20 protein-coding genes are annotated in these 23,980 nt (G+C 74.3%); 8 read left to right on the forward strand and 12 right to left on the reverse strand.

What is annotated here, in order from left to right:
* Nucleotides 1-8: 8 nt before the first annotated feature.
* The 7 genes from A8711_RS11795 to A8711_RS11825 form a co-directional block, all read right to left on the reverse strand.
* Complete coding sequence (locus A8711_RS11795) at nucleotides 9-1,616, reverse strand: acyl-CoA carboxylase subunit beta (RefSeq protein ID WP_069088221.1); 1,608 nt, start codon at nucleotides 1,614-1,616, stop codon at nucleotides 9-11.
* Nucleotides 1,613-2,752: an acyl-CoA dehydrogenase family protein gene (locus tag A8711_RS11800; protein ID WP_069088222.1), complete on the reverse strand. Its 1,140-nt coding sequence runs from the start codon at nucleotides 2,750-2,752 to the stop codon at nucleotides 1,613-1,615. Before A8711_RS11800 ends, A8711_RS11795 begins: the two co-directional genes overlap by 4 nt.
* A complete protein-coding gene (locus A8711_RS11805; protein ID WP_069088223.1) occupies nucleotides 2,749-4,425 on the reverse strand; it encodes an acyclic terpene utilization AtuA family protein in 1,677 nt (558 codons plus the stop codon). The genes A8711_RS11800 and A8711_RS11805 overlap by 4 nt, the downstream gene beginning before the upstream one ends.
* Nucleotides 4,422-5,216, reverse strand: coding sequence for a TIGR03084 family metal-binding protein (locus A8711_RS11810; protein ID WP_069088224.1), 795 nt, complete (start codon nucleotides 5,214-5,216; stop codon nucleotides 4,422-4,424). Before A8711_RS11810 ends, A8711_RS11805 begins: the two co-directional genes overlap by 4 nt.
* Nucleotides 5,217-5,246: 30 nt before the next feature.
* Nucleotides 5,247-5,867: a TetR/AcrR family transcriptional regulator gene (locus tag A8711_RS11815; RefSeq protein ID WP_069088225.1), complete on the reverse strand. Its 621-nt coding sequence runs from the start codon at nucleotides 5,865-5,867 to the stop codon at nucleotides 5,247-5,249.
* A gap of 105 nt (nucleotides 5,868-5,972) precedes the next feature.
* Entirely contained in the window at nucleotides 5,973-6,716 is a 744-nt protein-coding gene (locus tag A8711_RS11820) for a metallophosphoesterase (RefSeq protein ID WP_069088226.1), read from the reverse strand.
* A 161-nt stretch (nucleotides 6,717-6,877) separates the two neighbouring features.
* On the reverse strand, nucleotides 6,878-7,555 hold the full coding sequence (locus A8711_RS11825; RefSeq protein WP_007466162.1) for a Crp/Fnr family transcriptional regulator: 678 nt from the start codon (nucleotides 7,553-7,555) through the stop codon (nucleotides 6,878-6,880).
* Between the two features lie 219 nt (nucleotides 7,556-7,774).
* Here A8711_RS11825 and A8711_RS11830 point away from each other — a divergent pair, with 219 nt between their 5' ends.
* From A8711_RS11830 to A8711_RS11855, 6 genes are all read left to right on the forward strand, one after another.
* Entirely contained in the window at nucleotides 7,775-8,452 is a 678-nt protein-coding gene (locus A8711_RS11830) for an adenosylcobinamide amidohydrolase (protein WP_069088246.1), read from the forward strand.
* A 106-nt stretch (nucleotides 8,453-8,558) separates the two neighbouring features.
* Nucleotides 8,559-9,779, forward strand: a complete 1,221-nt coding sequence (locus A8711_RS11835) for a CapA family protein (protein ID WP_255365610.1) — start codon at nucleotides 8,559-8,561, stop codon at nucleotides 9,777-9,779.
* 59 nt (nucleotides 9,780-9,838) lie between these two features.
* Nucleotides 9,839-10,618: an endonuclease III gene (gene nth, locus A8711_RS11840; RefSeq protein ID WP_064446796.1), complete on the forward strand. Its 780-nt coding sequence runs from the start codon at nucleotides 9,839-9,841 to the stop codon at nucleotides 10,616-10,618.
* A complete protein-coding gene (locus A8711_RS11845; protein ID WP_043327874.1) occupies nucleotides 10,618-11,220 on the forward strand; it encodes a TlpA disulfide reductase family protein in 603 nt (200 codons plus the stop codon). The genes nth and A8711_RS11845 overlap by 1 nt, the downstream gene beginning before the upstream one ends.
* Complete coding sequence (locus A8711_RS11850) at nucleotides 11,217-11,909, forward strand: CoA pyrophosphatase (protein WP_043327875.1); 693 nt, start codon at nucleotides 11,217-11,219, stop codon at nucleotides 11,907-11,909. Before A8711_RS11845 ends, A8711_RS11850 begins: the two co-directional genes overlap by 4 nt.
* A 76-nt stretch (nucleotides 11,910-11,985) precedes the next feature.
* Nucleotides 11,986-13,164: a MarP family serine protease gene (locus tag A8711_RS11855; protein WP_043327876.1), complete on the forward strand. Its 1,179-nt coding sequence runs from the start codon at nucleotides 11,986-11,988 to the stop codon at nucleotides 13,162-13,164.
* Between the two features lie 15 nt (nucleotides 13,165-13,179).
* On the opposite strand, the gene A8711_RS11860 is transcribed toward A8711_RS11855, so the two are convergent.
* From A8711_RS11860 to eccCa, 4 genes are all read right to left on the reverse strand, one after another.
* Entirely contained in the window at nucleotides 13,180-13,905 is a 726-nt protein-coding gene (locus A8711_RS11860; RefSeq protein ID WP_069088227.1) for a phosphatase PAP2 family protein, read from the reverse strand.
* Nucleotides 13,906-13,935: 30 nt separating this feature from the next.
* Complete coding sequence (locus tag A8711_RS11865) at nucleotides 13,936-14,730, reverse strand: phosphatase PAP2 family protein (RefSeq protein ID WP_069088228.1); 795 nt, start codon at nucleotides 14,728-14,730, stop codon at nucleotides 13,936-13,938.
* 47 nt (nucleotides 14,731-14,777) lie between these two features.
* Entirely contained in the window at nucleotides 14,778-16,076 is a 1,299-nt protein-coding gene (mycP, locus tag A8711_RS11870; RefSeq protein ID WP_064446861.1) for a type VII secretion-associated serine protease mycosin, read from the reverse strand.
* A gap of 109 nt (nucleotides 16,077-16,185) precedes the next feature.
* Complete coding sequence (gene eccCa / locus A8711_RS11875) at nucleotides 16,186-20,124, reverse strand: type VII secretion protein EccCa (RefSeq protein ID WP_069088229.1); 3,939 nt, start codon at nucleotides 20,122-20,124, stop codon at nucleotides 16,186-16,188.
* Between the two features lie 105 nt (nucleotides 20,125-20,229).
* Between eccCa and eccD the strand changes: the two genes are divergently transcribed.
* Complete coding sequence (gene eccD / locus A8711_RS11880) at nucleotides 20,230-21,612, forward strand: type VII secretion integral membrane protein EccD (protein ID WP_069088230.1); 1,383 nt, start codon at nucleotides 20,230-20,232, stop codon at nucleotides 21,610-21,612.
* A 57-nt stretch (nucleotides 21,613-21,669) separates the two neighbouring features.
* Here eccD and A8711_RS11885 read toward each other — a convergent pair whose 3' ends face one another.
* Nucleotides 21,670-22,176 carry an inorganic diphosphatase gene (locus A8711_RS11885; RefSeq protein ID WP_013288994.1) on the reverse strand — a complete coding sequence of 169 codons (507 nt, stop codon included), beginning with the start codon at nucleotides 22,174-22,176 and terminating at the stop codon, nucleotides 21,670-21,672.
* Between the two features lie 293 nt (nucleotides 22,177-22,469).
* Here A8711_RS11885 and dacB point away from each other — a divergent pair, with 293 nt between their 5' ends.
* Nucleotides 22,470-23,975, forward strand: a complete 1,506-nt coding sequence (gene dacB / locus A8711_RS11890; RefSeq protein ID WP_369830110.1) for a D-alanyl-D-alanine carboxypeptidase/D-alanyl-D-alanine-endopeptidase — start codon at nucleotides 22,470-22,472, stop codon at nucleotides 23,973-23,975.
* Nucleotides 23,976-23,980: the final 5 nt, after the last annotated feature.

A 23,980-nucleotide genomic window follows, 5' to 3' on the forward strand; every position in this document is an offset into this window, starting at 1 on the left:
TACGCCCCCTACATCCGGAAGACGCCGAAACCGTCGGCGCCCTTCACCGGTCCGTTGTGGATCGCCGACAGGCACAGCCCGAGGACGGTACGGGTGTCCCGGGGGTCGATCACCCCGTCGTCGTAGAGCCGCCCGGACAGGAACAGCGCGCCGGACTGCGACTCGATCTGCTGCTCGACCATCATCCGCATGGCGGCGTCGGTGTCCTCGTCGTACTCGCGTCCCCGGGCGGCGGCGGCCTGCCGGGCCACGATGGACAGCACCCCGGCGAGCTGCGCCGGGCCCATCACCGCCGACTTCGCGTTCGGCCAGGTGAACAGGAACCGGGGCTCGTACGCGCGGCCGCACATGCCGTAGTTGCCGGCGCCGTAGGAGGCGCCCAGGTTGACAGTCAGGTGCGGCACCTTCGAGTTCGACACCGCGTTGATCATCAGGGCGCCGTGCTTGATGATGCCGCGCTGCTCGTACTCGGTGCCGACCATGTAACCGGTGGTGTTCTGCAGGAAGACCAGCGGTGTGTCCGCCGCGTTGGCGAGCTGGATGAACTGCGCCGCCTTCTGCGCTTCCTCGCTGAACAGCACGCCCCGGGCGTTCGCCAGCACACCGACCGGGTAGCCGTGCAGCTCACCCCAGCCGGTCACGAGCGCGGTGCCGTAGCCGGGCTTGAACTCGTCGAACGCGCTGTCGTCGAGTACCCGGGCCAGCACCTCGCGCGGGTCGAACGGCACCTTCAGGTCGGCGCTGGCGATGCCGAGCAGCTCCTCCGGGTCGTACCGGGGTGGCAGCGGGTGCGGGTTGCGGGGCGGCGGGCCCTGCTTGCGCCAGTTGAGCCGGCGGACGCACTGCCGGGCCAGCCGGATCCCGTCGCGTTCGTCCTCGGCGAGGAAGTCGGCCAGGCCGGACGTGGTGGCGTGCATCGCCGCGCCGCCCAGCGACTCGTCGTCGGTGACCTCGCCGGTGGCCATCTTCACCAGCGGCGGCCCGGCGAGGTAGACCTGCGAGCGGTCCCGGATCATGATGGTGAAGTCCGACATGCCGGGCACGTACGCGCCACCGGCGGTGGCGTTGCCGAAGACCACGCTCACCGTCGGGATCCGCTGCGCCGACAGCCGGGTCAGGTCCCGGAACACCCGGCCGCCCGGAATGAAGATCTCCGCCTGGGTGGGCAGGTCCGCGCCGGCCGACTCGACCAGGTTCACCATCGGCAGCCGGTTCGCCGCCGCGATCTCACCCGCCCGCCGGGTCTTCGCCAGCGACCACGGGTTGATCGCGCCCCCGCGTACCGTCGGGTCGTTCGCCACGATCAGGCACTCGACGCCCTCGACCACGCCGATGCCGGTCACGGTGCTGGCGCCGACCGGGAAGTCGGTGCCGAACGCGGCCACCGACGACAGCTCCAGGAACGGGCTGTCCGGGTCGAGCAGCAGCTCGATCCGCTCCCGCGGGAGCAGCTTGCCGCGACCGTGATGGCGGGTCACGTACTTCTCGCCGCCACCGCCCCGGGCCTGGTCGAGCGCCGCCTCCAGTTCGGCGAGGCGTTCCAGCAGCGCCTCCCGGTTGGCGGTGAAGGCGGGCGCGGACGGGTCGATCGTGCTCTGCAGAACTGTCGTGCTCACAGGCCCATGCCCTTCGCGATGATCTCGTTCATGATCTCGGTGGCGCCGCCGCCGATGCCGAGCAGCCGGGCGTCGCGGTAGTGCCGCTCCACCTCGGCGTCACGCATGTAGCCGAAACCGCCGTGCAGTTGCAGCGCGGCGTCGACGACGAAGTCGCACGCGGACACCGCCACGTTCTTCGCGATCGCCACCTCGGTCACCACCGGCTGCCCGGCGGCGACCCGCTCGGCGACCTCGTGCACGTACGCCCGCGCCGCCTCGGTACGGGAGTGCATCTCGGCCAGCCGGTGCCGCACCACCTGCCGCGAAACGAGCGGCCGGCCGAACGTCTGACGGTCCCGGCACCACCGCACCGTCAGGTCCACGCAGCGCTGCGCGGTCGCGTACGCCTGCGTGGCGAGCGACAGCCGCTCGGCGGCGAACTGCTGCATGATGGCGAGGAAGCCGGTGTCCTCCGGGCCGACCCGGTTGCGCACCGGCACCCGGACGTCGACGAAGGACAGTTCGGCCGTGTCGGAGCAGTGCCAGCCCAGCTTCTCCAGCCGCCGGCCCACCGTGAACCCCGGCGTGCCCTTGTCGATCACGAGCAGGCTGAGCGAGCCCGACCCGGGAAAGTCGGTGCAGACCGCAGTGGTGACGAAGTCTGCCCGGACCCCGCTGGTGATGTACGTCTTGGCGCCGTTCACGACGTAGTGGTCGCCGTCGCGTACGGCGCAGGTGCGGATGCCCGCCACGTCCGAGCCGCCGTCCGGCTCGGTGATCGCCAGCGCGCCGATCATCGTCCCGGCGAGCGTCGGCCGGACGTACTTCTCGATCAGCGTCTCGTCCTGAGCCTGAACCATGTGCGGCAGCGCGATGCCGTGCGTGAACAGGGCGGCGATCAGCCCCGACGACCCGCCCGAGCGGATGATCTCCTCGGTGACCACCATCGAGTCGAGCAGGTCGCCGCCGCTGCCGCCGACCGACTCCGGGAAGCCGATGCCGAGCAGGCCGACCTTCGCGGCGGTCTCGTGCAGCGACCGGGGCAGTTCGCCGGCCCGCTCCCAGTCGGACAGGTGCGGCAGCACCTCCCGGACGACGAACGAGCGGGTCAGCTCGCGTAGCTGCCGGCGTTCCGGCGTGTCCACGATGGTCATGCCGGAGCCTCCGTCGGAAGGTCGACCACTCGCGAGCGCAGCAGCTCGCCGAGCGCCTTGGCCTGGGGGTCGAACCGGGTGGACGCGGCCACGCCCTGCCCGAGCAGCCCGCGGATCACGAAGTTGACGGCGCGCAGGTTCGGCAGCTCGTACCGCTCGACGGTGAGCGACGCCGTCTCCGGCAGCAGCTCGGCCAGCCGTTCCACGGTCAGCCAGTCGCGCAGCCACGGCCAGGTCGCGTCGGTGCGGGCCCAGACGCCCAGGTTGGCGTCGCCGCCCTTGTCGCCCGAGCGCGCGCCGACCAGCTCACCGAGCGGCCCCCGCCGGGTGGCGTGCAAGGAAGGGCCCCCTGTTAACGCCTCGTGTTGTACAAGGGTCCCTTCCAAACCGCTCGTCACCGTCGGCGGCGGGATCGGCACCCGCTCGCCGGAGGGCAGCACCGCCACGTGCTCGACCGCGTCCTGCGCGATCGCGTCGGCGGTGAACACCCCGTACGGCGTCGCGTCACCGGGCAGCGTGGTGAGCGTGCAACCCGGATAGGAGGCCAGCGCCAGCTCCACCGCCGCCGCCGAGAACGCCCGCCCGGCCCGCGACTTGTCGCCGTCGCGCAGATGTACGTGCAGCAGCGCGCTCGCCGCCTCGGTGTCGCCGGTGTCCGGGTGGTCGGTACGGGCCAGCGTGAACTCCAGCCCCTCCGTGCCGACCGACTCCTCGATCTGGGCGCGGACCAGTGCCGCCTTGGCCGGGATGTCCAGCCCGCACAGCACGAACGTCATCGAGTTGCGGAAGCCGCCCAGGTTGTTGACGCCCACCTTCAGCGTGTCCGGCGGCGGCGTGCCGCGGACCCCGGACACGCGTACCCGGTCCGGGCCCTCCTGCTCCAGCCGTACCGTGTCGAGCCGGGTCACCACGTCCGGCCCGAGGTAGTCCGGGCCGCCCACCTCGTACAGCAGCTGGGCGGTGACCGTCTCGACCGTCACCGCGCCGCCGGTGCCGGCGTGCTTGGTGAGCACCGACGAGCCGTCCGCGTGCAGCTCGGCGATCGGGAATCCGGGCCGGTGCCCGCCGTCCGGCAGTTCGGTGAAGAAGCTGAAGTTGCCGCCGGTGACCTGCGCGCCGCACTCGATCAGGTGCCCGGCCACCGTGGCCCCGGCCAGCGCGTCGAGGTCGTCGCGGGTCCACCCGAAGCGGGCGATGGCCGGGCCGACCGCCAGCGAGGCGTCGGTGACCCGACCGGTGACCACCACGTCCGCGCCCGCGTCCAGGCAGGCCGCGATCCCGAACGCGCCCAGGTACGCGTTGGCGGTCAGCGCGTCCGGCCGCTGGATCGCGTCGCCCTCGACGTACCCGACCCGCACCTGGAGGCCGAGCCGGTCGCCGAGCGACCGGATCGCGTCGGCCAGCCCCGCCGGGTTGAGGCCGCCCGCGTTTGTGACCAGCGTGACGCCGCGGTCCAGCGCGGTGCCGAGCACGCCCTCCGCCTGGCGCAGGAACGTCTTGGCGTAGCCCAGCGACGGGTCGCGCATCCGGTCCCGGCCGAGGATGAGCATGGTCAGCTCGGCCAGGTAGTCACCGGTCAGCACGTCCAGCTCGCCGCCGTCGAGCATCTCCCGCCAGGCGGCGAAACGGTCGCCGTAGAAGCCCGACGCGTTCCCGATCCGCAGCACGCTCATGAGGGAACTCCGCTCGCCGGTTCCCGCTTGTCACCGGGCGGGCCGGCGAACGCCTGGGCCACGTCCAGCCACTCGTCGGCCACCGGCCCGGTGGCGGTCAGGGCCAGGTCGGCGCGGTGCCGGCGCTGCGTGACGAGCAGGCAGAAGTCGAGCGCCGGGCCGGTCACCCGGTCGGCCGCGTCGGCCGGCCCGAACTCCCACACGTCACCGCCCGCGGGCGCGGTCAGCTCCACCCGCACCGGCGCCGTGGGCACCGCACGGCCGTGGGCGGCGAAGCCGTGCCCGAGGGTACGGAAGCCGAGGTGCGCGATGTGGCGCAGACGCTGCGTCGGGGTAGGGCTGACGCCCAGCGCGTCTGCCACGTCCTCGCCGTGCGCCCACGTCTCCATCAGCCGGGCCGTCACCATCGAGGTGGGCGACATGCTGGTGCCGTACCAGGGGATCTTCTGCCCGGCCGGGACGGCGGTGAGCGCGCCGGCGAGCGCCGACCGGCCGGAACGCCAGCGGGCCAGCAGCGCAGGCGGGGGCGCGAGGAAGGACTCCGCGCCGTCCTCGACCAGGCGCGACGGGTCCGGCGCGGCCATCACCGAGGCGAAGAACGCGGACTCGTCGGTGGCCGCCAGGTAGGCGACGTGGTCGGTCCAGGCCAGGTGTGCGATCTGGTGTGCGACGGTCCAGCCCGGGGCCGGTGTCGGCCGCTCCCATCCGTCCGGTGGCAGGTCCGCGACGAGCGCGTCGAGTTGTTCGGACTCGGCGGCCAGATCCGCGAGCAGGGCTGTCAGGTCGACCATTGTGCCTCCGGACGGGGGTGGGTCAGGGGATCAGTGCCGCTCGCTCTCGGGGGTGAGCAGCGCGGCGAGCTGGCGTTTCCAGGTGTGCAGCAGGGCGGCGCGGCGGGGCGAGTCGTCGCTGAGCAGGTTGGCCACGCCGAGGCCGCGGAGCAGGTCGAGCGTGGCCTGCACCGACTCGCGTACGCCCGGCTTGCGCTCGTCCACGCCGAGCAGCTCGACGGTGAGCCGGTGCATCTCGCGGCCGATCCGCGCCTCCAGCGGCACCAGCGCGGCGCGCAGCTCGGCGTCGGTACGCGCGGCCACCCACAGCTCCAGCGCGGCCGCGAACAGCGGGCCGGTGAAGGAGGCGGCGAGTAGGTCGACCACGCCGTCGAGCCGCTGCGGGCCGACCGGCAGGGCCGCCGCCTCGGCGCGCAGCTCGGCCGCCCGGCGCTCGGTCAGGTGCGCGACGGCGGCGGTGACCAGCGCGGCCTTGGTGGGGTAGTGGTGCAGCTGGGCGCCCCGGGAGACCCCGGCGCGGGCCGCCACCACTGTCGTGGTGGTGCCGGACCAGCCGTGCTCCACCAGGCAGTCGACTGTCGCCTCCAGCAGCCGGGCCTGGGTGGCGCGGCTGCGCTCCTGCTGCGGAACTCGGCTCGTTGCGGTGGACACGCCATCAGCCTGCCGCCCCCAAAACAAACAGTCAAGCCTGACTTTTTTGAAAGGAGGGGGCCCTTGTTAACGCCTGCGGTAGCGGAAGGGCCCCTTGTTAACGCCTCAGCGACCGTCGCGCGGAGCGAAGACGGTGAGCGCGTCGGCGTCGGAGTGGAGGGAGCGGACGTACTCGTCGGCCCAGGCCGCCGCGTCCGGAAAGGCGGACTCGGTGGCGATCCGGGCACATGCGGCGTCCAGGTCGAAGCGCGCCCGGCGAAGTTGCACGCCCGGACCGAGCAGCGCCCACCAGGCGCCCGCGCCCCCGTACGGCATGCCGACGCTGCCCGGGTTCACCACCAGGCGGCGGTCGGCCAGCCGGGTGAACGGCATGTGCGTGTGCCCGCAGACCACGGTGCCGACCTCGGGCGGCAGGCCGGCGAAGACCTCGGCCCAGCGGTCCAGCCGCGAGTCGACGAGCACGACCTCCTCGTCGTCGCGCGGGGTGGCGTGGCAGAACAGCACGTCGCCCAGACCGGTGACCGGCAGCGTGACGGACGGCGGCAGCGCGGCCAGCCGGGCCACCTGGCCGTCGCGGAGCTGCCCCGCGGCCCAGTTCGACACCTCGATCGGGGACGCCGCCCCGGCACGCGCCTGCACCAGCTCCCGGTCGGCGTTCCCGCCGACCCAGCAGGCCCGGTCGCCGAGCGCGGCCAGCCGGTCCAGCACCTCGACCGGTTGCGGGCCGGCCGCCAGGTCACCGGTGAGGACGATCAGGTCGGCGGCGGCCACGTCCGGCTCGGCCAGCACTGCTTCCAGCGCGGGCAGCACACCGTGGATGTCGGAGAGAACGGCGACACGATCGGGCATCGCCCCAGCCTGGCGACACCGGCCCGGCAGGACCAAGCGATTCTGCGGCGGGCAGAGACGGCACCGGCCCGCTCAGACGCGGCACCGGCCCGATGCGCTCAAGACGGCACCGGCCCGGCTCCGCGCGTTGGCGGGCCGGGCCGGAGAAGCCGGTACGGAGGTCAGACCCGCGCGCGGCGGGCCAGGCGCTCCGGGTCGAGGATGATGATGCTCTTGCCGTCCAGTCGCAGCCAGCCGCGCGAGGCGAAGTCGGCGAGCGCCTTGTTGACGGTCTCGCGGGAGGCGCCGACGAGCTGGGCGATCTCCTCCTGGGTGAGGTCGTGCGTCACGCGCAGCACGCCGCCGTCGCGGGTGCCGAAGCGGCCGGCCATCTGGAGCAGGTTCTTGGCGACCCGGCCCGGCACGTCCGTGAAGATCAGGTCGGCGAGCGAGTCGTTGGTCCGGCGCAGCCGGCGGGCCAGCACCCGCAGCAGCTGCTCGGCGATCTCGGGCCGGTTGTTCAGCCACGGCCGCAGGGCCTGCTTACGCAGGCGTACGAGCCGGGTGTCGGTGACCGCGGTGGCGGTCGCCGTACGCGGACCGGGGTCGAAGAGCGACAGCTCACCGACCATGTCCGACGGGCCCATCACGGCGATCAGGTTCTGCCGGCCGTCCGCCGCGCGGCGACCCACCTTGATCTTGCCGGACAGGAGGATGTAGAGACTGTCGCCGGGTTCGCCCTCGTTGAAGACGATTTCGCCCTTACGGACCTCGATCGTCTCCATCTCCTTGGCGAGCGCCTCGGCAGCCTCCGGGTCGACACCCTGGAAGATCCCGCTGCGGGCCAGTACCTCGTCCATCGCGCACCTCCGCCTGCGCGTGCCGTCCGTCGGCCGGGTCCGCCGTCCGCTGATCCCTCGCGCGCCGCCAGTCTAGGCGCACATGAGTAGGAATCAGAGGTGCACCCCTGGAATCTTGATCGTTGGGCGTAACCCGCCCGACCCGGTGAGCAGCTAAGATCCCGCTTCCGGTCCGGGCCGGCGCCACCCGTTCCCTCCTGTGATCGTAGGGTGACCGGCGTGCTGTGTGAGCCGTTCCTGACCACCAGGTCCGAAGCCGGGTGGGACATCCCCCTGCTGGTCTGGCGGGCCGAGACGCCGCTGCTGGCGGTCGGCTCCGCTCCGCTGGGCGGCGGGATCGGCGTCCGCGGGTGGGTGCTGAACGCGACGGTGCCGATGTCGTACGACCGGGACGACCCCGCCGCGCACCTGGCCGAACTGGCGCACGGCCTCGGCCTGGGCGGACCCGGCGTCGGGCTGCTGACCGGCGTGGACGTGACCGAGGTGGTCAGCCACGCCGACGGCGGCGTCCGGGTCTGGGTGACCGTCGGCCTGGGCACGCCGGTCTGGGCCGCCGCGCCCGAGCCGGCGCGGCCCGCCGTGCCCGAGCCCGCGCAGCGCGTCGGCACGGTCAACATCGTCGCGTACGTGCCGCAGCGGCTCGGCGACGCGGCACTCGTCAACGCGGTGGCCACCGCCACCGAGGCGAAGGCGCAGGCGATCTGGGAACTCGGACTGCCCGCCACCGGCACCCCCACCGACGCGGTGACTGTGCTCTGCCCGGCCGACGGCGATCCGGCCCCGTACGGCGGGCCCCGGTCGGCCTGGGGCGCGCCACTGGCCCGGGCCGTGCACGCCGCCGTCCGCTCGGGCGGCGCCGGGACCGTGGTGCCCTGGTCCGACCGGCGGGCGGGTTGACGTGCGTCCCTCACATGCGACACGCCGGGTTTTCCGACCGATCGGCCCTCGTCGCGGCGTTCCGGGGACGGTAGCGTCGCCGACGATGTACGCTCCCGCCCGTTCTGTGCCCCGTGCCCGCCGCGCCGCCGTCGCCGCGCCGCGCCCAGCCCTCCCCGGACCTCGTCGAGGAGCGGTCCGGACCCGTCTGGCCGCGCTCGCCGCGCTCGCCGCCGTCCTGTTCGCCGCCGGCTGCGCCGGTGACGCCGGCGGATCGGGCGGCGACGCGAGGTGGCAGGCCGGTCAGGGCGGCGGGTCGACCGGCGCGGCCGGACCCGCCACCGGTGACCAGCCCGCGGCGCCGAACGCCCCCGACGAGCCGTCGATCTCGCTCACCGCGACCGGCGACGTGATCATGGGCAACGCCCCGGACCGGCTGCCGCCCAACGGTGGCAAGGGCTTCTTCGACGACGTGAAGTCGGCGCTCAAGGGTGACCTGGTGATGGGCAACCTGGAGGAGCCGCTCACCGACGACACCGGCGCCGGCAAGTGCGGCCCGCAGCCGAAGAACTGCTACCAGTTCCGGGCGCCGCCCGGCTACGCCGCGCACCTGCGCTCGGCCGGGTTCCAGCTGCTCAACCAGGCCAACAACCACGGCTACGACTACGGCCGGCAGGGCTACGAGAACACCCAGTCGGCGCTGGAGGCGCACGGGCTCAAGCACACCGGCGCGCCCGGTGAGATCACCGTGGTGGACGTCAAGGGCGTCAAGGTCGCCGTGGTGGGCTTCTCGTCGTACCCCTGGTCCAACAGCCTGGTCGACCTGAACGCCGCCAAGCAGGTGATCGAGATGGCCAAGGAGGCGGCCCAGATCGTCGTGGTGCAGGTGCACATGGGCGCCGAGGGGTCGGACAAGACCCGGGTGAAGCCGGGCACCGAGATGTTCTTCGGCGAGAACCGTGGCGACCCGATCCGCTTCTCCCGCACCGTCATCGACGCCGGGGCCGACCTGGTCATCGGCCACGGTCCGCACGTGCTTCGCGGGATGGAGTTCTACRAGGGGCGGCTGATCGCGTACAGCCTGGGCAACTTCGCCGGCGGCGGGAAGTCGCTGAACAGCTCCGGGCGACTCGGCTGGGGCGGCGTGCTCAAGGTGTCGCTCACCGCCGAGGGGAAGTTCGTCGGCGGCACGTTCACCTCCACCGTGATGAACGGAGTGGGACGCCCGTCGGTCGACCGGCAGAACCGTGGCCTCGGGCTGGTCCGCGAGCTGAACGGGGCCGACTTCCCGGACACCGGCGCGAAGCTCGACGCGACCGGGAGGATCACCGCGCCCGCGGGTGGCTGAGCGCACGACCACCGCGCCGAGCCGCCGGAGCGTCGGCCCCGCGACGTAGGCTGGCCGACGTGACCACGCGCTCCCCCGAGACCGACCTCGGCCGTACGCGCCGCGCCCGGCGCATCGGCCGCGTGCTGACCGAGACGCACCCCGACGCGCACTGTGAACTCGACCACTCCAACGCGCTGGAGCTGGCAGTCGCGACGATCCTGTCCGCCCAGTGCACCGACAAGAAGGTCAACGAGGTCACGCCGAAGCTGTTCGCCCGCTACCGCACCGCCGCCGACTACGCCGGGGCGGACCGCGCCGAGCTGGAGGAGCTGATCCGGCCCACCGGGTTCTACCGCAACAAGACCAGCTCCCTGATCAACCTCGGGCGGGCGCTCTGCGAGCGGTACGACGGCGAGGTGCCCGGGCGGCTCGACGACCTGGTCACGCTGCCGGGGATCGGCCGCAAGACCGCCAACGTCATCCTCGGCAACGCCTTCGGCGTCCCCGGCATCACCGTCGACACGCACTTCCAGCGGCTCGTGCAGCGGTGGGCGCTCACCACCGAGACCGACCCGGTGAAGATCGAGCACGCGATCGGCGCGCTCTACCCGAAGCGCGACTGGACGATGCTGTCGCACCGGGTGATCTTCCACGGCCGCCGGGTCTGCCACGCCCGCAAGCCCGCCTGCGGCGCGTGCACGCTGGCGAAGCTGTGTCCCGCGTACGGCACCGGGCCGACCGAGCCGGCCGCCGCGGCCAAGCTGCTCAAGGGCCCCCGGGCCCGTGACCTGGCGGTGGCCGTCGGCCTCGACCCCGACCTGGTGCCGCAGCAGGCCGCCGCGGCGGACGTGCCGTGATGCGCCGTCTCGCGTACCTTCTCGTCCCGCTGCTGCTCGCGGTGGCGGGCTGCACCGCCACGGCCGACGAGCCGGAACGTCCGGCGCCGGCGACCCGGGCCGAGCGCCCCTCGCCGTTCGCCGACTGTGCTCCGCTGACCGTCGTGCCCGCCGCTGCGGCTCCGACGCCCGCCGGTAAGGCCGGGGACCAGCTCCCCGACCTGACGCTCAACTGCTTCACCGGCGGCGCGCCGGTGAACCTGCGCGACGTCAAGGGCCCGGCGGTGATCAACGTGTGGGCGTCCTGGTGCCCGCCGTGCCGCAAGGAGCTGCCCGCGTTCCAGCGGCTCAGCGAGCGGGCCGACGGCCGGTTCCAGGTCATCGGCGTGAACAGCCGGGACAGCCGCGGCGGCGCACAGTCCATCGGCGAGGACTACGGCGTCGGCTTCCCGATGCTGCTCGACCAGGGCGACGCGTTCCAGCGCGCGCTGGAACGCAACGCGTTCCCGCTCACGGTGCTCGTCGACGCCGACGGGCGGATCCGGCACACCGACGCCACCGGCGCGCTCGACGACGCCCGCCTCGCCGCGCTGCTCCAGCGCCACCTCGGGGTGAAGGTATGACCCGACGGCCGCCGGGGTGGTTCGACCCGCTGCTGGGCCGGCTCGGCACCGCGCGCGCGGAAGACTTCACCCGCATCGTCACGCCGGAGCGCGGCGGCCGGGAGAGCGCCGTGCTGGTGCTGCTCGGTGAGGAGCCCGGCGCCGGGCCGGACGTGCTGGTCCTCCAGCGCGCCGCGACGCTGCGCAACCACGCCGGTCAGCCGGCGTTTCCCGGCGGCGCCGCCGACCCGGAGGACGCCGACGCCCGCGCCACCGCGCTGCGCGAGGCGAACGAGGAGGTCGGGCTCGACCCCGGCAGCGTCACCGTGCTGGCCGAGCTTCCCCGGCTCTGGATCCCGGTCAGCGACTTCGTGGTCACGCCGGTGCTCGCCTGGTGGCACGACCCGCACCCGGTGCACCCGCGCGAGCCGGCCGAGGTCGCGCACGTGGCCCGGCTGCCGGTCACCGAGCTGGTCGACCCGGAGAACCGGATGCGGGTCCGTCATCCGAGCGGCTGGACCGGCCCGGCGTTCTCGGTGCGCGGCATGCTGGTCTGGGGCTTCACCGCCGGCGTGATCGACCGGTTGCTGGAGATGGGCGGCTGGTCCCGGCCCTGGCCGCGCTCACGGGTGGTGGAGCTGCCGCCGGTCGACGCCACACCCGCGCCGTCGGCGGGCACCGAACCGGCCGACGAGACACCCGTGCGTTGATCACCGGTACGCATCCTCGGGTCACGTTCCGCGAGCGCTGAGCCGAGCACGGGCCCGGTGCCCGTACCCTTGGGGCGTGTCCGCCGTGGATCTCGTCCTTCTCCTGCTCATGCTCGTGTTCGCGATCAGCGGATACCGTCAGGGTTTCGTCATCGGGGCCCTGTCGTTCTCCGGCTTCTTCCTGGGCGCGCTGCTCGGTCTCCAGGTCGGGCCGCTGATCGCCCAGCAGTTCACGGCGAGCGGCACCCGCGTGCTGGTCTCCCTGGTGGCGATCTTCGGGCTCGCGGTGCTCGGGCAGGCGCTGGCCGGCTGGCTCGGCTCCAACCTGCGGGCGGCCATCACCGGGCCGGCCGGGCGGAAGGTCGACGACGTCGGCGGCGCGTTCATCTCGGTCATCGCGGTCATGCTGGTGGCCTGGCTGGTCGCCGTGCCGCTCGGCTCCTCCTCGGTGCCGTGGCTGGCCTCCTCGGTCCGTAACAGCGCGCTGCTCACCGTCGTCGACCAGGTGCTGCCGGACAAGGCGCAGGACCTGTCCACCGCGCTGCGTGACACCGTCGACACCAACGGCTTCCCGGACGTGTTCGGCGATCTCGCGCCGACCCGGGCCCGGCAGGTCGCCCCGCCCGACCCGGCGCTGGCCAACTCGCAGGTGGTGCAGAACAGCAGGCGGTCGGTGGTGAAGGTGCTGGGCTCCGCGCCGAGCTGCTCGCGCCGCATCGAGGGCTCCGGCTTCGTGTACGCCGACGACCGGGTGATGACGAACGCGCACGTGGTCGCCGGCACCCGCTCGGTTGCGGTGGAGCTGCGCGGCGAGCGGTACGACGGCGAGGTCGTCGTCTACGACCCGGACCGGGACCTCGCCGTGCTCTACGTTCCCGGGCTGCCCGGCCCGTCGCTGCGCTTCGCCGCCGGTCAGGCCGCCACCGGCGCGGACGCGATCGTGCTCGGCTTCCCGCTCGACGGCCCGTACGACGCCCGCCCGGCCCGGATCCGGGACGTCGACCGGATCACCGGTCCGGACATCTACTCGGCCGGGGACGTCACCCGGGAGATCTACACGATCCGGGCGCTGGTCCGCAGCGGCAACTCCGGTGGCCCGCTGGTCTCCTCGAACGGTCTGGTGCTCGGCGTGATCTTCGCGGCGGCGGCGGACGACCCGAACACCGGTTTCGCGGTGACAGCGGCCGAGGCGCGGCCGGTGGCGCTGGCGGGCGCGGAGCGTACCCGGGGAGTGGCCACCGGCGAGTGCACCTGAGCCGGCCGGCGGCGCTCAGCCGCCCGCGGATGCTCCCGCCGGTGTCACGTCGTCGCCGGAGCGGGACAGCGGCAGCCGGGCGCGACCCCAGGTGAGCGTGCGGTCGAGCACCGCCCGCGCCATGATCGCCACGCAGGCGCCGCCGTTGAGGAACGAGGCGACCACGTCGCTGGGGTGATGCATGCCCCGGTACATCCGGGTGAGCGCCACGCCCACCGGCACCAGCACCAGCAGCGCCCACCAGCCCACCTTCACGGGGGTGCTGCGCGCCCGCAGCGCCAGCAGCACCGCGAGACCCACGTAGAGCGCGGTGGCCGCCGACGTGTGCCCGGACGGGAAGCTCGAAGTCGGCGGGGAGGCGTCCATGTGCTCGACGGCCGGACGGTTCCGGTCGATCACCATCGTGGTGAACAGGAAGATCAGTGCCTGCGCGGTCACCGCCGCGCAGAGGAACAGCGGCTCCCGCCAGCGGTGCAGCACCAGCCGCAGCACCAGCGCCGCCAGCACCGTGACCACGACGATCATCTGGGTGCTGGCGAGCGTGCTGAACACCAGCGAGACGTCGTTCCAGCCCGGCGTGCGATCGCCGGCCAGCTCCCGGTTGACCGTGTCCTCCACGGTGAACGGCCAGGTACGCGCCAGCACCCGGGTCACCAGCAGGCCCAGACCCACCATCAGCGCGAAGAGCAGGGCCAGCGGCAGCAGGACACGCCGGGTGACTCGGATCACGACATCGGACATGGGCTCGCCTGTACCCCGTGGCGGCTCCGGCTACGCCCGGCCGCCCTCCGGCCGCTGATCGGCCAGCTCCGGCTCGACGCCCTCGCGGAGCGGACGGGCGGACGGTCGCCCGGATCCGCTGCGCCAGGTGGCGAACGCGGCCGAGGTCGCGGCCACCACCGCCGCCCCGAGCACCCAGCCACCCACCACGTCGCTGGTCCAGTGCACGCCCAGCGCGATCCGGCTGAGCCCGGTCACCACAGTCACCAGCAGCGCGGCGGCCCACAGCATGATCCGGCCGGCGCGGCTGTCCCGGGCGAACGGCAGGAACACCAGCAACAGCACCCCGGCCGCCAGCGCCGCGTTGAGCGCGTGACCGGACGGGAACGAGTAACCGGCCGCCCGGGCCACCGGTTCGAGCAGGTCCGGCCGGTCCCGCCCGACCAGGAGCTTGAGCAGCGCGCCGAGCAGCCCACCGGCGATCATGGTGACGACCACCCAGGCCGCGAGCCGGGACGCGCCGCGCCGGAACAGCCACACCGCCACCGCTGCCGCGGCCACCCGCAGCGGGCCGGGCCCGAAGACGTGCGTCCAGACCGTCATCACCGCGACCCAGGCGGGATGGTCCTGCGCGTACCCGTGGAACGCGTCGGCGATCGAGGCGTCCAGCCGGAGCAGCGGCGACCAGGCGCCGAGCACCAGCAGCGCGAGCAGGGCGAACGGGATCAGCACCAGGAACGCGGCGGCGGTGGCCAGGGAGAGCCGCAGACCCAGTGAGTGGTCCCGGTCGAGGCGGCGGCTCCGCCACGACCGGCGGCGCGTGACAGTCGCCCCGGTGGTGTCCATGGGGGCTTCCCTACCCAGGAACGGGCGCGGTCAGACCACCGCGTCGGTCAGCGACGGATCTGCCGGAACCGGCGCACCATCAGCGCGCTGCCGGTGATCAACGCCACGAACAGCGCCAGGCCGCTCCAGAGCCGCTCCGGGGCGCCCACGACGGTCTGCCCCGCCGGCAGCGCCGACCAGCCCTCCGGCCTGCGCCCCAGCGGGTCGCCGCCGCGGCCCGCCGCCGCGGCCCGGGTGTCGCGTCCGTCCTCCGGGGCCGGCCCGAAGCCCACCACGCCGGGAGAGTCGTTGTCGTCCAGCGGGTTGTGACCCACCGACGGCACGTCGGCGGTCAGCGCCGCCACCGGGTCCACCAGGCCGTAGCCGAACCGGTCGTCGCGTCCGGTCGGGCCGAGGTCCCGGGCCGTGCTGATCAGCCGGTTGACCACGTCCCCGGCGGACATCTTCGGGTACCGCGAGCGGACCAGCGCGGCGGTCGCGGCCACCAGCGGCGCGGCGAAGCTCGTCCCCTGCACCCGCCAGTAGCCCCCCTCCGGCCGCGCGCCGTAGAGCGCGGTGGCGGGTGCGCTGAGGACCGTCTCGTGGCCGGTGATCGAGCCGGACCAGAGGTTCTCGCCGGAGCGTTCCAGCCCGGCGACGGCCAGCACGCCGGGCTCCCGGGCCGGGTACCAGACCTTGGTGGTCGTCGAGGTGGCCAGGTTGCCGGTGCAGGCGACCACCACCACGTCCCGGGCGAAGGCGTAGTCGAGCGCCGCGGCCAGGGCCGCGCTGTCGCTGCTGCCGCCCAGCGACAGGTTGACCACTCCGGCGCCGTTGTCCACCGCCCAGCGCACCGCCTTGGCGATGATGAGCGCGTCGTCGTAGCGGTTCTCGGCGTCGAGCACCCGGACCGGGAGGATCTTGGCGTCCGGCGCCAGCCCCACCACGCCCCGGTCGTCGTCGGCCCGCCCGGCGATCAGCCCGGCCACGGTGGTGCCGTGCCCCACCGGATCAGGCCCGTCCGAACCGTCCGGAGTCACCAGGTCGAGGCCGGGCAGGACCTGGCCGGCCAGGTCGGGATGCGATCCGTCCACACCGGAATCGATCACCGCGACCACCACGCCGCGCCCGGTCGAGGTGCGCCAGGCGGTCTTCGCCCGCAGCTTCTCCAACTGCCACTGCTCGTCGCGGACGTGGTCGCCGCGGAGCACCCGGTCGGGAGCCGCCAACTGCCGCTGAGAGGCGGCGACCGGGACGGACGGCGCGGCCTGTGCCGGCGGCGTCAGCGGACCGGCGACGACGACCAGCGCCGACGCGACGGCCAGCAACGCGCGCCGGGCGACGCGCCGGGGCGGCCCACCGGGCAGGCCCTGCCGATCCCTGGTCACATTCCCCAGCCGTTCCGTCGCGTCAGACACATGCCGCTCGGAGATTACCGGTTGTCCCGGCCGTCACGGGCCAACTCGGCACTTCGGATCACCCGGGCGGAAGATGCGCCAACTGCACCAGGCGCACCCCCTCACGACGGGTGACCAGACGGGCCCGGCCCGGCGGCAGCGGCCCGGCCTTCACCTGACCGACGAGCGCGCCCTCCTCCGGGCCGCCCGACATCACCAGCCCGGCCGTGGACAACTCCCGCAGTCGCTGCACGATCGGCTCGTACGCGGTCCGTCCCGCCCCGCCGGTCCGCCGCGCCAGCACCAGATGCAGCCCGACGTCCCGGGCGTGCGGCAGGTGCTCCTCCAGCGCGCGCAGCGGGTTCGTCGGGCCGCCGGCCACCAGGTCGTAGTCGTCCACCAGCACGAACAGCTCCGGCCCCTGCCACCAGGACCGGCTGCGCAGTTGAGCCGGGGTCACCTCCGGTCCGGGCTGCCGCCCCGCGAGGTAGCCGGCGGCCGACTCGATCAGCTCGGCGGTGTGCGGCGCCGCCGTGCCGTACCCGATCAGGTGTGGAGTGTCGATCACGCCCATCAGGCTGCGCCGGTAGTCCACGAGCATCACCCGGGCCTGCTCCGGGGTGAAYCGGTTGACGATCGACGTGGCGAGCGCGCGCAGGAACGACGACTTGCCGCACTCGGCGTCGCCGAAGACCATGAAGTTCGGCTCGGTGGCGAAGTCCAGCACCACCGGGGCGAGGTCCGCCTCCGCCACGCCGATCGGGAACGCCAGCCCGGTTGTCGCGCTCTGGTCCAGCTCGGCGTAGGGCAGCACCGGCGGCAGCAGCCGCACCCGGGGCGCGGGCGGACCGGTCCACGCCCCGGCGACCGCCTTCACCAGGTCGGCGGTCTCGCCGCCGAGCGCGTCGACCCGGGGCAAGGCGGTGAGGAAGTGCAACCCGCCGGCGGTGATGCCCCGCCCCGGCCGCTCCTCCGGCACCGTCGCCGCCAGCGCCCGCTTGACCACCACCGAGTCGGCCGGGTCGCCCAGGCGCAGCTCCAGCCGGGAGCCGAACAGGTCGCGGATCGCCGGGCGGAAGTCCGACCAGCGCAGCGCGGTCGCCACCACGTGCACCCCGTACGCCAGGCCGCGGGTGGCCAGTTCGGTGACCAGCGGTTCCAGGTCCTCGTACTCGCCGCGCAGGGTGTTCCAGCCGTCCACCACCAGGAACACGTCGCCGAAGGCGTCGGTCGCGCCCGCCGCCCGGCGCTGTCGCCACGCGGCCATCGACTCCACGCCCGCCTCGGCGAAGCGCCGCTCCCGCTCCGCGAGCAGGCCGGCGACCTCGCCGACGGTACGGCGCACCGCGGTGCCGTCGGAGCGCCCGGTGACACCGCCCACGTGTGGCAGGTCGCGCAACGTGCCCAGCGTGCCGCTGCCGAAGTCGAGGCAGTAGACCTGCACCTCGGCCGGGGTGTGGGTGAGCGCCAGCGCGCAGACCAGGGTGCGCAGCAGGCTGGACCGGCCGCTGCGGGTGGTGCCGACCACCGCGACGTGCCCGGCCGCGCCGTCCAGCGCCAGCCAGAGCAGGTCACGCCGCTGCTCGAACGGCTTGTCCACCACCGCCACCGGCACCTGCAGCGCCCCGTGCAGCTCCGGGTTGGCGACGGTGAGCCCGCGTACCGGGTCGGCGCCGACCGGGCCGAGCAGCTCGTCCAGGGCGGGCGAGGCGTCCAGCGGCGGCAGCCACACCTGGTGCGCCGGCGGGCCCTGCCCGGACAGCCGGTCCACCAGCAGGTCCAGCAGCGTCTCGCCGCTGTCGTCCTCGGCGGGGAGGGCGGCGGGCGTGGCCGGCTCGGGCACCGGCACCAGATGGGTGGAGAAGGCGAGCACCCGCGACTCACCGGCGTCGGGCGCGCCCGCCGGCCCGCCGCGCCGGTGGACCGCGCCGGAGACGTACGCGGCCTTGAACCGCACCAGCGGGTCGGTGCCGGAACGCAGGTAGCCGTGCCCCGGGCTGCGCGGCAGTTCGTGCGCGTCCGGCACGCCCAGCACCGTCCGCGACTCCAGCGCCGAGAACGTCCGCAACCCGATCCGGTACGACAGGTGCGTGTCCAGCCCGCGCAACCGCCCCTCCTCCAGCCGCTGGCTGGCCAGCAGCAGGTGCACCCCGAGCGACCGGCCCAGGCGGCCGATCTGCACGAACAGGTCGATGAAGTCGGGCTTGGCGGACAGCAGCTCGGAGAACTCGTCGCAGATCAGCAGCAGTGACGGCAGCGGCGCCAGCGGCGAGCCGGCCGCCCGGGCGCGCTCGTAGTCGCGCACGCTCGCGAAGTTGCCCGCCCGGCGCAGCAGTTCCTGCCGGCGCATCAGCTCACCGTTTATCGCGTCCACCATCCGGTCCACCAGTGGCAGCGCGTCGGCCAGGTTGGTGATCACGGCGGCGGTGTGCGGCAGCCGCTCGAACGGCGCGAACGTGGCGCCGCCCTTGAAGTCGACGAGCACGAAGTTGAGCTGCTCCGAGCTGTGCGTGGCGGCCAGCCCGAGCACGAGCGTGCGCAGCAGCTCCGACTTGCCGGAGCCGGTCGCGCCGATCAGCAGGCCGTGCGGGCCCATGCCGTCCTGCGCCGACTCCTTCAGGTCGAGGTCGATCGCGCCGCCGTCCGCGCCCACCCCGATCGGCACCCGCAGCCGGTCCCGCGCGGCCCGGGGCGCCCAGCCCTGCTCTGCGGTGAAGCCGTCCGGGTCACCGAGCCCGAGCAGCTCGGGCAGGCCGGGTTCGGCGCCGGGCGGCGCGTCCGGCCCGCGTACCGTGCCGGCGAGCCGCAGCGGCGCGAGCCGCCGGGCCACCGCCTCGGCGTCGGCGGTCGCCAGCGCGTCGGCGGCGCCCACCTCGGCGTGCCCCTCGGCGGAGTGCGAGTGCAGCCGGCCGTCGACCAGGTCGAGCAGGAGGGCGTACCGGTCGAGCAGCCGGGGCGGCGGGGTGTCCAGGTCGAGCACGGTGACCGCGTCGATGCCGCCGTCGCCGGCCAGGTCGGTGGCCCCGGTCAGGTCGCCGCCGTCGAGCACCACCACGACGTGCGGCCCGTCCGTTGCCACGCCGTGCGGACTGAACCGCGACCGGGCGCCGAGCACGTCGTGCAGCAGCCGTTCCAGGTCGGCGGCGGAACTGGTGACCAGCCGCACCGGGCCGAGCGCGTCGGTACGGCTCGGGTGGTGGGCGTGCGGCAGCCACTTGACCCACTCCCAGGCGGCCCGGCGTTCCGGCCCGGAGCAGACCGCGATCAGCAGCTCGTCGGGCGCGTGGAAGACGGCGAGCTGGGTGAGCACCGCCCGGGCCAGCGCCTGCGCGGCGGGCGATCCGGTGCCGCGTACCGGGCCGGCCGGCCCGCGCACGAAGACCCGGGCGAAGCTGCGCAGCGACAGCGCCACCGGCAGGTCCGGCACCACCGAGTACGCGTCCAGGAAGCGCCGCAGCGCCCCGGCCGTCATCGGCTCCAGCTCCTCCAGCGGGCGGGTGACCGGCGGGACCAGCGGGGTGGCCAGCGTCTGCGGCCCGACACCGACCCGGACCACGGCGAAGTCCGCGTCGTCGGGCCGCCGTTCCCAGACCCGGTGGCTGTCGACGGTGGACCAGAGTCGCCCCGGATCGGGATGGCGGTAGGACAGGCCGGCCCGCTGCGCGCCGGCGGTCTCCCGCACCCGGCGGCGCAGCGTGGCCAGGTGCCGCAGGTACTCCCGGCGGGCGGCCATCAGCTCGGACTTCTTCGGCCCGGCGCTGCCCCAGGTGGTCACCAGCATCGCCAGCGAGGAGAGGCCGAACATGCCGCCCACCACGTACGAGTAGGCGCCGCCGCCGCGGCCGAACATCATCGCCATGGCCACCGTCCCGCCGAGCATCGGCAGCACCATCAGCGCCTGCTGCCAGCGCCCGCCGGTCGCCACCGGGATCTCCGGCGGCGCCTCGACCGGCAGCTCGCCGACCGGAATCTCCGGCGCCGGGCGGCGTGGCGGCCGCTTGATGACGACAGTGGACACTCACCCTCCCCGGAAGTGGCTCTGGGTAACCCGAGCCTGGCTCATCGTAGGTAAAGTCCTCTCGTCCGTCAGCCCACTGTTCCCGCTCGATATGGAGGTGCCTCGATGACAAGCGGGCTCGCCCGGGTCACCATCAGCGCGCCCCGGCGGCGGGTCGACGTGGCCCTACCGGAGCAGGTCCCCCTGGCCGAGCTGCTGCCCGAGGTGCTCCGGCACGCCGGGGAAGGCCTGGCCGACGACGGGGAACGGCACGGTGGGTGGGTGCTGCGCCGCACCGACGGCGGGGTGCTCGCCACCGCGCAGGCGCTCCTGCCGCAGGGCGTCCGCGACGGCGAGGTGCTGCACCTGGTGCCGGCCCGTGCCGAGTGGCCCGAGCTGGAGTACGACGATGTGGTCGAGGCGATAGTCGACGGGGCCCGGCGCCGGGGCGCCGCCTGGTCGGCCCGCGCCACAAGGGCCGCCGCGCTGGGCGGCGCCGCCGTACCACTGGCCGTCGGGCTGGTCGCCGTCGTCGCGGCCGGACCGGACGAGCGCGGCTGGCCGGTCGCCGCGGCGGTCGCCCTGATCCTGGTGCTCACCGCCACCGCGGCCTCCCGGGCGTACGGCGACGGCGCCGTCGGCGCCACCCTCGGCGGGTACGCGCTGCCCTGGGCGGCGACGGCCGGCGCGCTCGCCGTCGCCTCCGGCGATCCGGTCGGCCCGATTCCCGGCCTGCGCTGGGTGGGCGCTCCGGAACTGCTCGTCGGCTCGGTGGCGCTGCTGCTGGTGGCGGTGCTCGGGCTGCTCGGCGTGGCCAGCCGGTCCCGGGTCTTCGTGGCCGGGGTGACGGCAGGCGTGGCCGGCGTGGCGTCCGCGTTCGGCGGGCTGCTGCTCGACCCGGCCGGCGCCGCAGCCGTCCTGCTCGCCGTGCTGGTGTTCGCGCTCGGCGGGCTGCCGTTGCTGGCCATCCGGGTCGGCAAGCTGCCGTTGCCGCCGCTCACCCTGCCCAGCCCGGCCGGCACCCGGGACCTGCCGGACCGGGGCCGGGTGCACGCGGCGGTGGCCCGCGCCGAGGAGGTGCTGACCGGGATGCTGCTCGGCCACGCGCTGCTCGCGGTCGGCGCGGTCGCGGTGCTCGTCGCCACCGGCCGGACCGCCGGGCTGCTGCTCGCCGCCGTCGCCTGCGGGGTGCTGCTGCTGCGCTCCCGGCTGTTCGTGGCGGTCCGCCACCGGGTGCCCGCCGTCGTCGCCGGGCTGGCCGGGTACGCCCTGCTTGGCGCGGTGCTGGCCGAACACGCCGGTCCGGCCGGCCGGTTCGCGCTGGCCGTGGGCGGGCTGGCGCTGGCCCTGGTCGCGGTCACCGCGGGCGCCACGTACGCCCGGCGACCTGTCTCCCCGTACCTCGGCCGGCTGGCCGACCTGACCGACACCGCGCTGGTGGTCGCGGTCGTGCCGGTGGCCTGCGCGGTGCTGGGCCTCTACGACCGGGCCCGCGACCTGCTCGCCTGAACACGCGGAGGCCCGGGTCGCGAAGCGCGACCCGGGCCTCCGGCGAAAGCGTGAGCGTCAGTGCAGCGTCTCGCCGCGCTCCTCGGCCTCCTTGGCCCGCCGGTACGAGGCGGCGATCTCCGCCTCGGCCTCGACCCGGCCGACCCAGGTCGCGCCCTCGACCGACTTGCCCGGCTCCAGGTCCTTGTAGACCTCGAAGAAGTGCTGGATCTCCAGCCGGTCGAACTCGCCCAGGTGGTGGATGTCGCGCAGGTGCTCCTGGCGCGGATCCTCGTAGGGCACGCAGAGGACCTTGTCGTCGCCGCCCTTCTCGTCCGTCATCCGGAACATGCCGATGGTGCGGCAGCGGATCAGGCAGCCGGGGAAGGTCGGCTCGGGCACCAGCACCAGCGCGTCCAGCGGGTCGCCGTCCTCGCCGAGGGTGCCCTCGATGAAGCCGTAGTCGGCCGGGTACTGCGTGGAGGTGAAGAGGGTACGGTCCAGCCGGATGCGGCCGGTCGCGTGGTCTACCTCGTACTTGTTGCGGTGACCCTTGGGGATCTCAACCGTGACGTCGAAATCCATCTCCCACGCTCCCTCGTTTGCCCACGCTGGCTAACGGAACCAGCGGTTCGCCCCCGGCGCGGGGGAACGCCCCCCGTCGGCCTCGGCCGCCGCATAGTGTTCGGACCGAAGTAGTGTCGCCCAAGGCGATTTCGAGCGGGGAGGAGGGGGCCGTGGGGAGGGAAGATTCACACTACCGCCCCGAGAGGGTTGACGGGTCCGCTTCCGGGGGTTCCGGTTCCGGTGGCGCCACCGGCCGGGTGTCCGTCCCGGGTGCGAACGTCCCCCACCGTCCGGCTCCGGGTCCGATCCCGGTGAGCCCGCCGGTCCCACCGGCCGGCGCCGCGCCGCCCCCGCCCTCCCCGCCTCCGGCCGCGCCGCGTCGCCGCTCCCGGCTGGTCGCGGCGCTCGCGTGCGTACTCGTGCTGGCCCTGGCGGTCGCCGGGCTGGCCGTGTTCCGGCCCGGTCCGGTCGCGGGCTGGCTGGGCGACGACAGTTCTTCGGGTACGGCGGTCGCCGCGCCGCCCGAGCCCACCCCGCCGGCCGTGCTGGCCGGGCCGGACGGCAACGCCCCGCTGCCCACCGAGGCCGGAATCCGCGCCGCCCTGGACCCGCTGGTGCGCGCCGCCGCGCTCGGCGACCGGGTGCACCTGTCGGTGGCCGACGTGAGCACCGGCCAGGCGCTCTACGGCAGCGGCCAGGACACCCCGACGGTGCCCGCCTCGGTGACCAAGCTGGCGACCGGCGTGGCGGTGCTCGCGGCGCGCGGCCCGGCCTACCGGATCCCGACGAGGGCGGTGGCCGGCCCGAACCCGGGCGAGGTGGTCCTGGTCGGCGGCGGTGACCCCACGCTCGCCGTGGACAAGGACGGCTTCTACCCGGGCGCGGCCCGGCTGGACGACCTCGCCGCCCAGGTGCGCAACGCGCTCGGCGGCACCGCGCCGACCAAGGTGATCGTCGACTCGTCGCTGTTCACCGGCCCGGTCTTCGAACCCGGCTGGGACTCCGACATCCCCACCGGCGGGTTCGGCGCGGCGATCACCGCGCTGATGACCGACGGCGCCCGGAAGAACCCGGCGGAGGCGCGCCGCACCGCCGAGCAGACCAACCACGCCGCCGAACGGGTGCCCCAGCCGGACCTGACCGCCGGCCGGCAGTTCGCCAAGCTGCTCGGGCTCACCGGCGGCGCGGCCCAGGTGACCCGGGGCACCGCGCCGGCCGCGTCCGGCGCCACCGGTACGGCCCCCGGCGCCGAACTGGGCACCGTCGAGTCCCTGCCGATGATCCGGCTGGTCGACATCATGATCAGCGACAGCGACAACGTGATCGCCGAGGCGATGGCCCGCCAGGTGGCGCTCGCCAAGGGCAAACCCGGCTCGTTCGCCGGCGGCGCCGCGGCCACCGGCCAGGTGCTCGGCGAACTGGGTCTGCCGGCCGGCGAGATCAGCCTGGCCGACGGCAGCGGGCTGTCCCGCACCAACCGGATCAGCCCCTCGCTGCTCACCGACCTGATCACGCTCGCCGGCAACGGCAGCCACCCCGAACTCGCCGCGATCTTCGGCGGCCTGCCGGTCGGCGGCTGGTCCGGCACGCTCGACGAGCGCTACCGGGCGGCGGCGACGAGCGCCGGCGCGGGCGTGGTGCGCGCCAAGACCGGCACGCTCAGCGGGGTCAACGCCATCGCCGGCACGGTCACCACCGCCGACGGCCGGCTGCTCACGTTCGCCGTGCTCACCGACCGGACGCAGGGCTCGCTGGACGAGACCCGGGCGGCCCTGGACCGGATCACCTCCGCGCTGGCCGGGTGCGGCTGCCGCTGACCGAC

It is taken from the genome of Micromonospora sp. II (assembly GCF_001709195.1).
GTDB lineage: Bacteria > Actinomycetota > Actinomycetes > Mycobacteriales > Micromonosporaceae > Micromonospora > Micromonospora chalcea.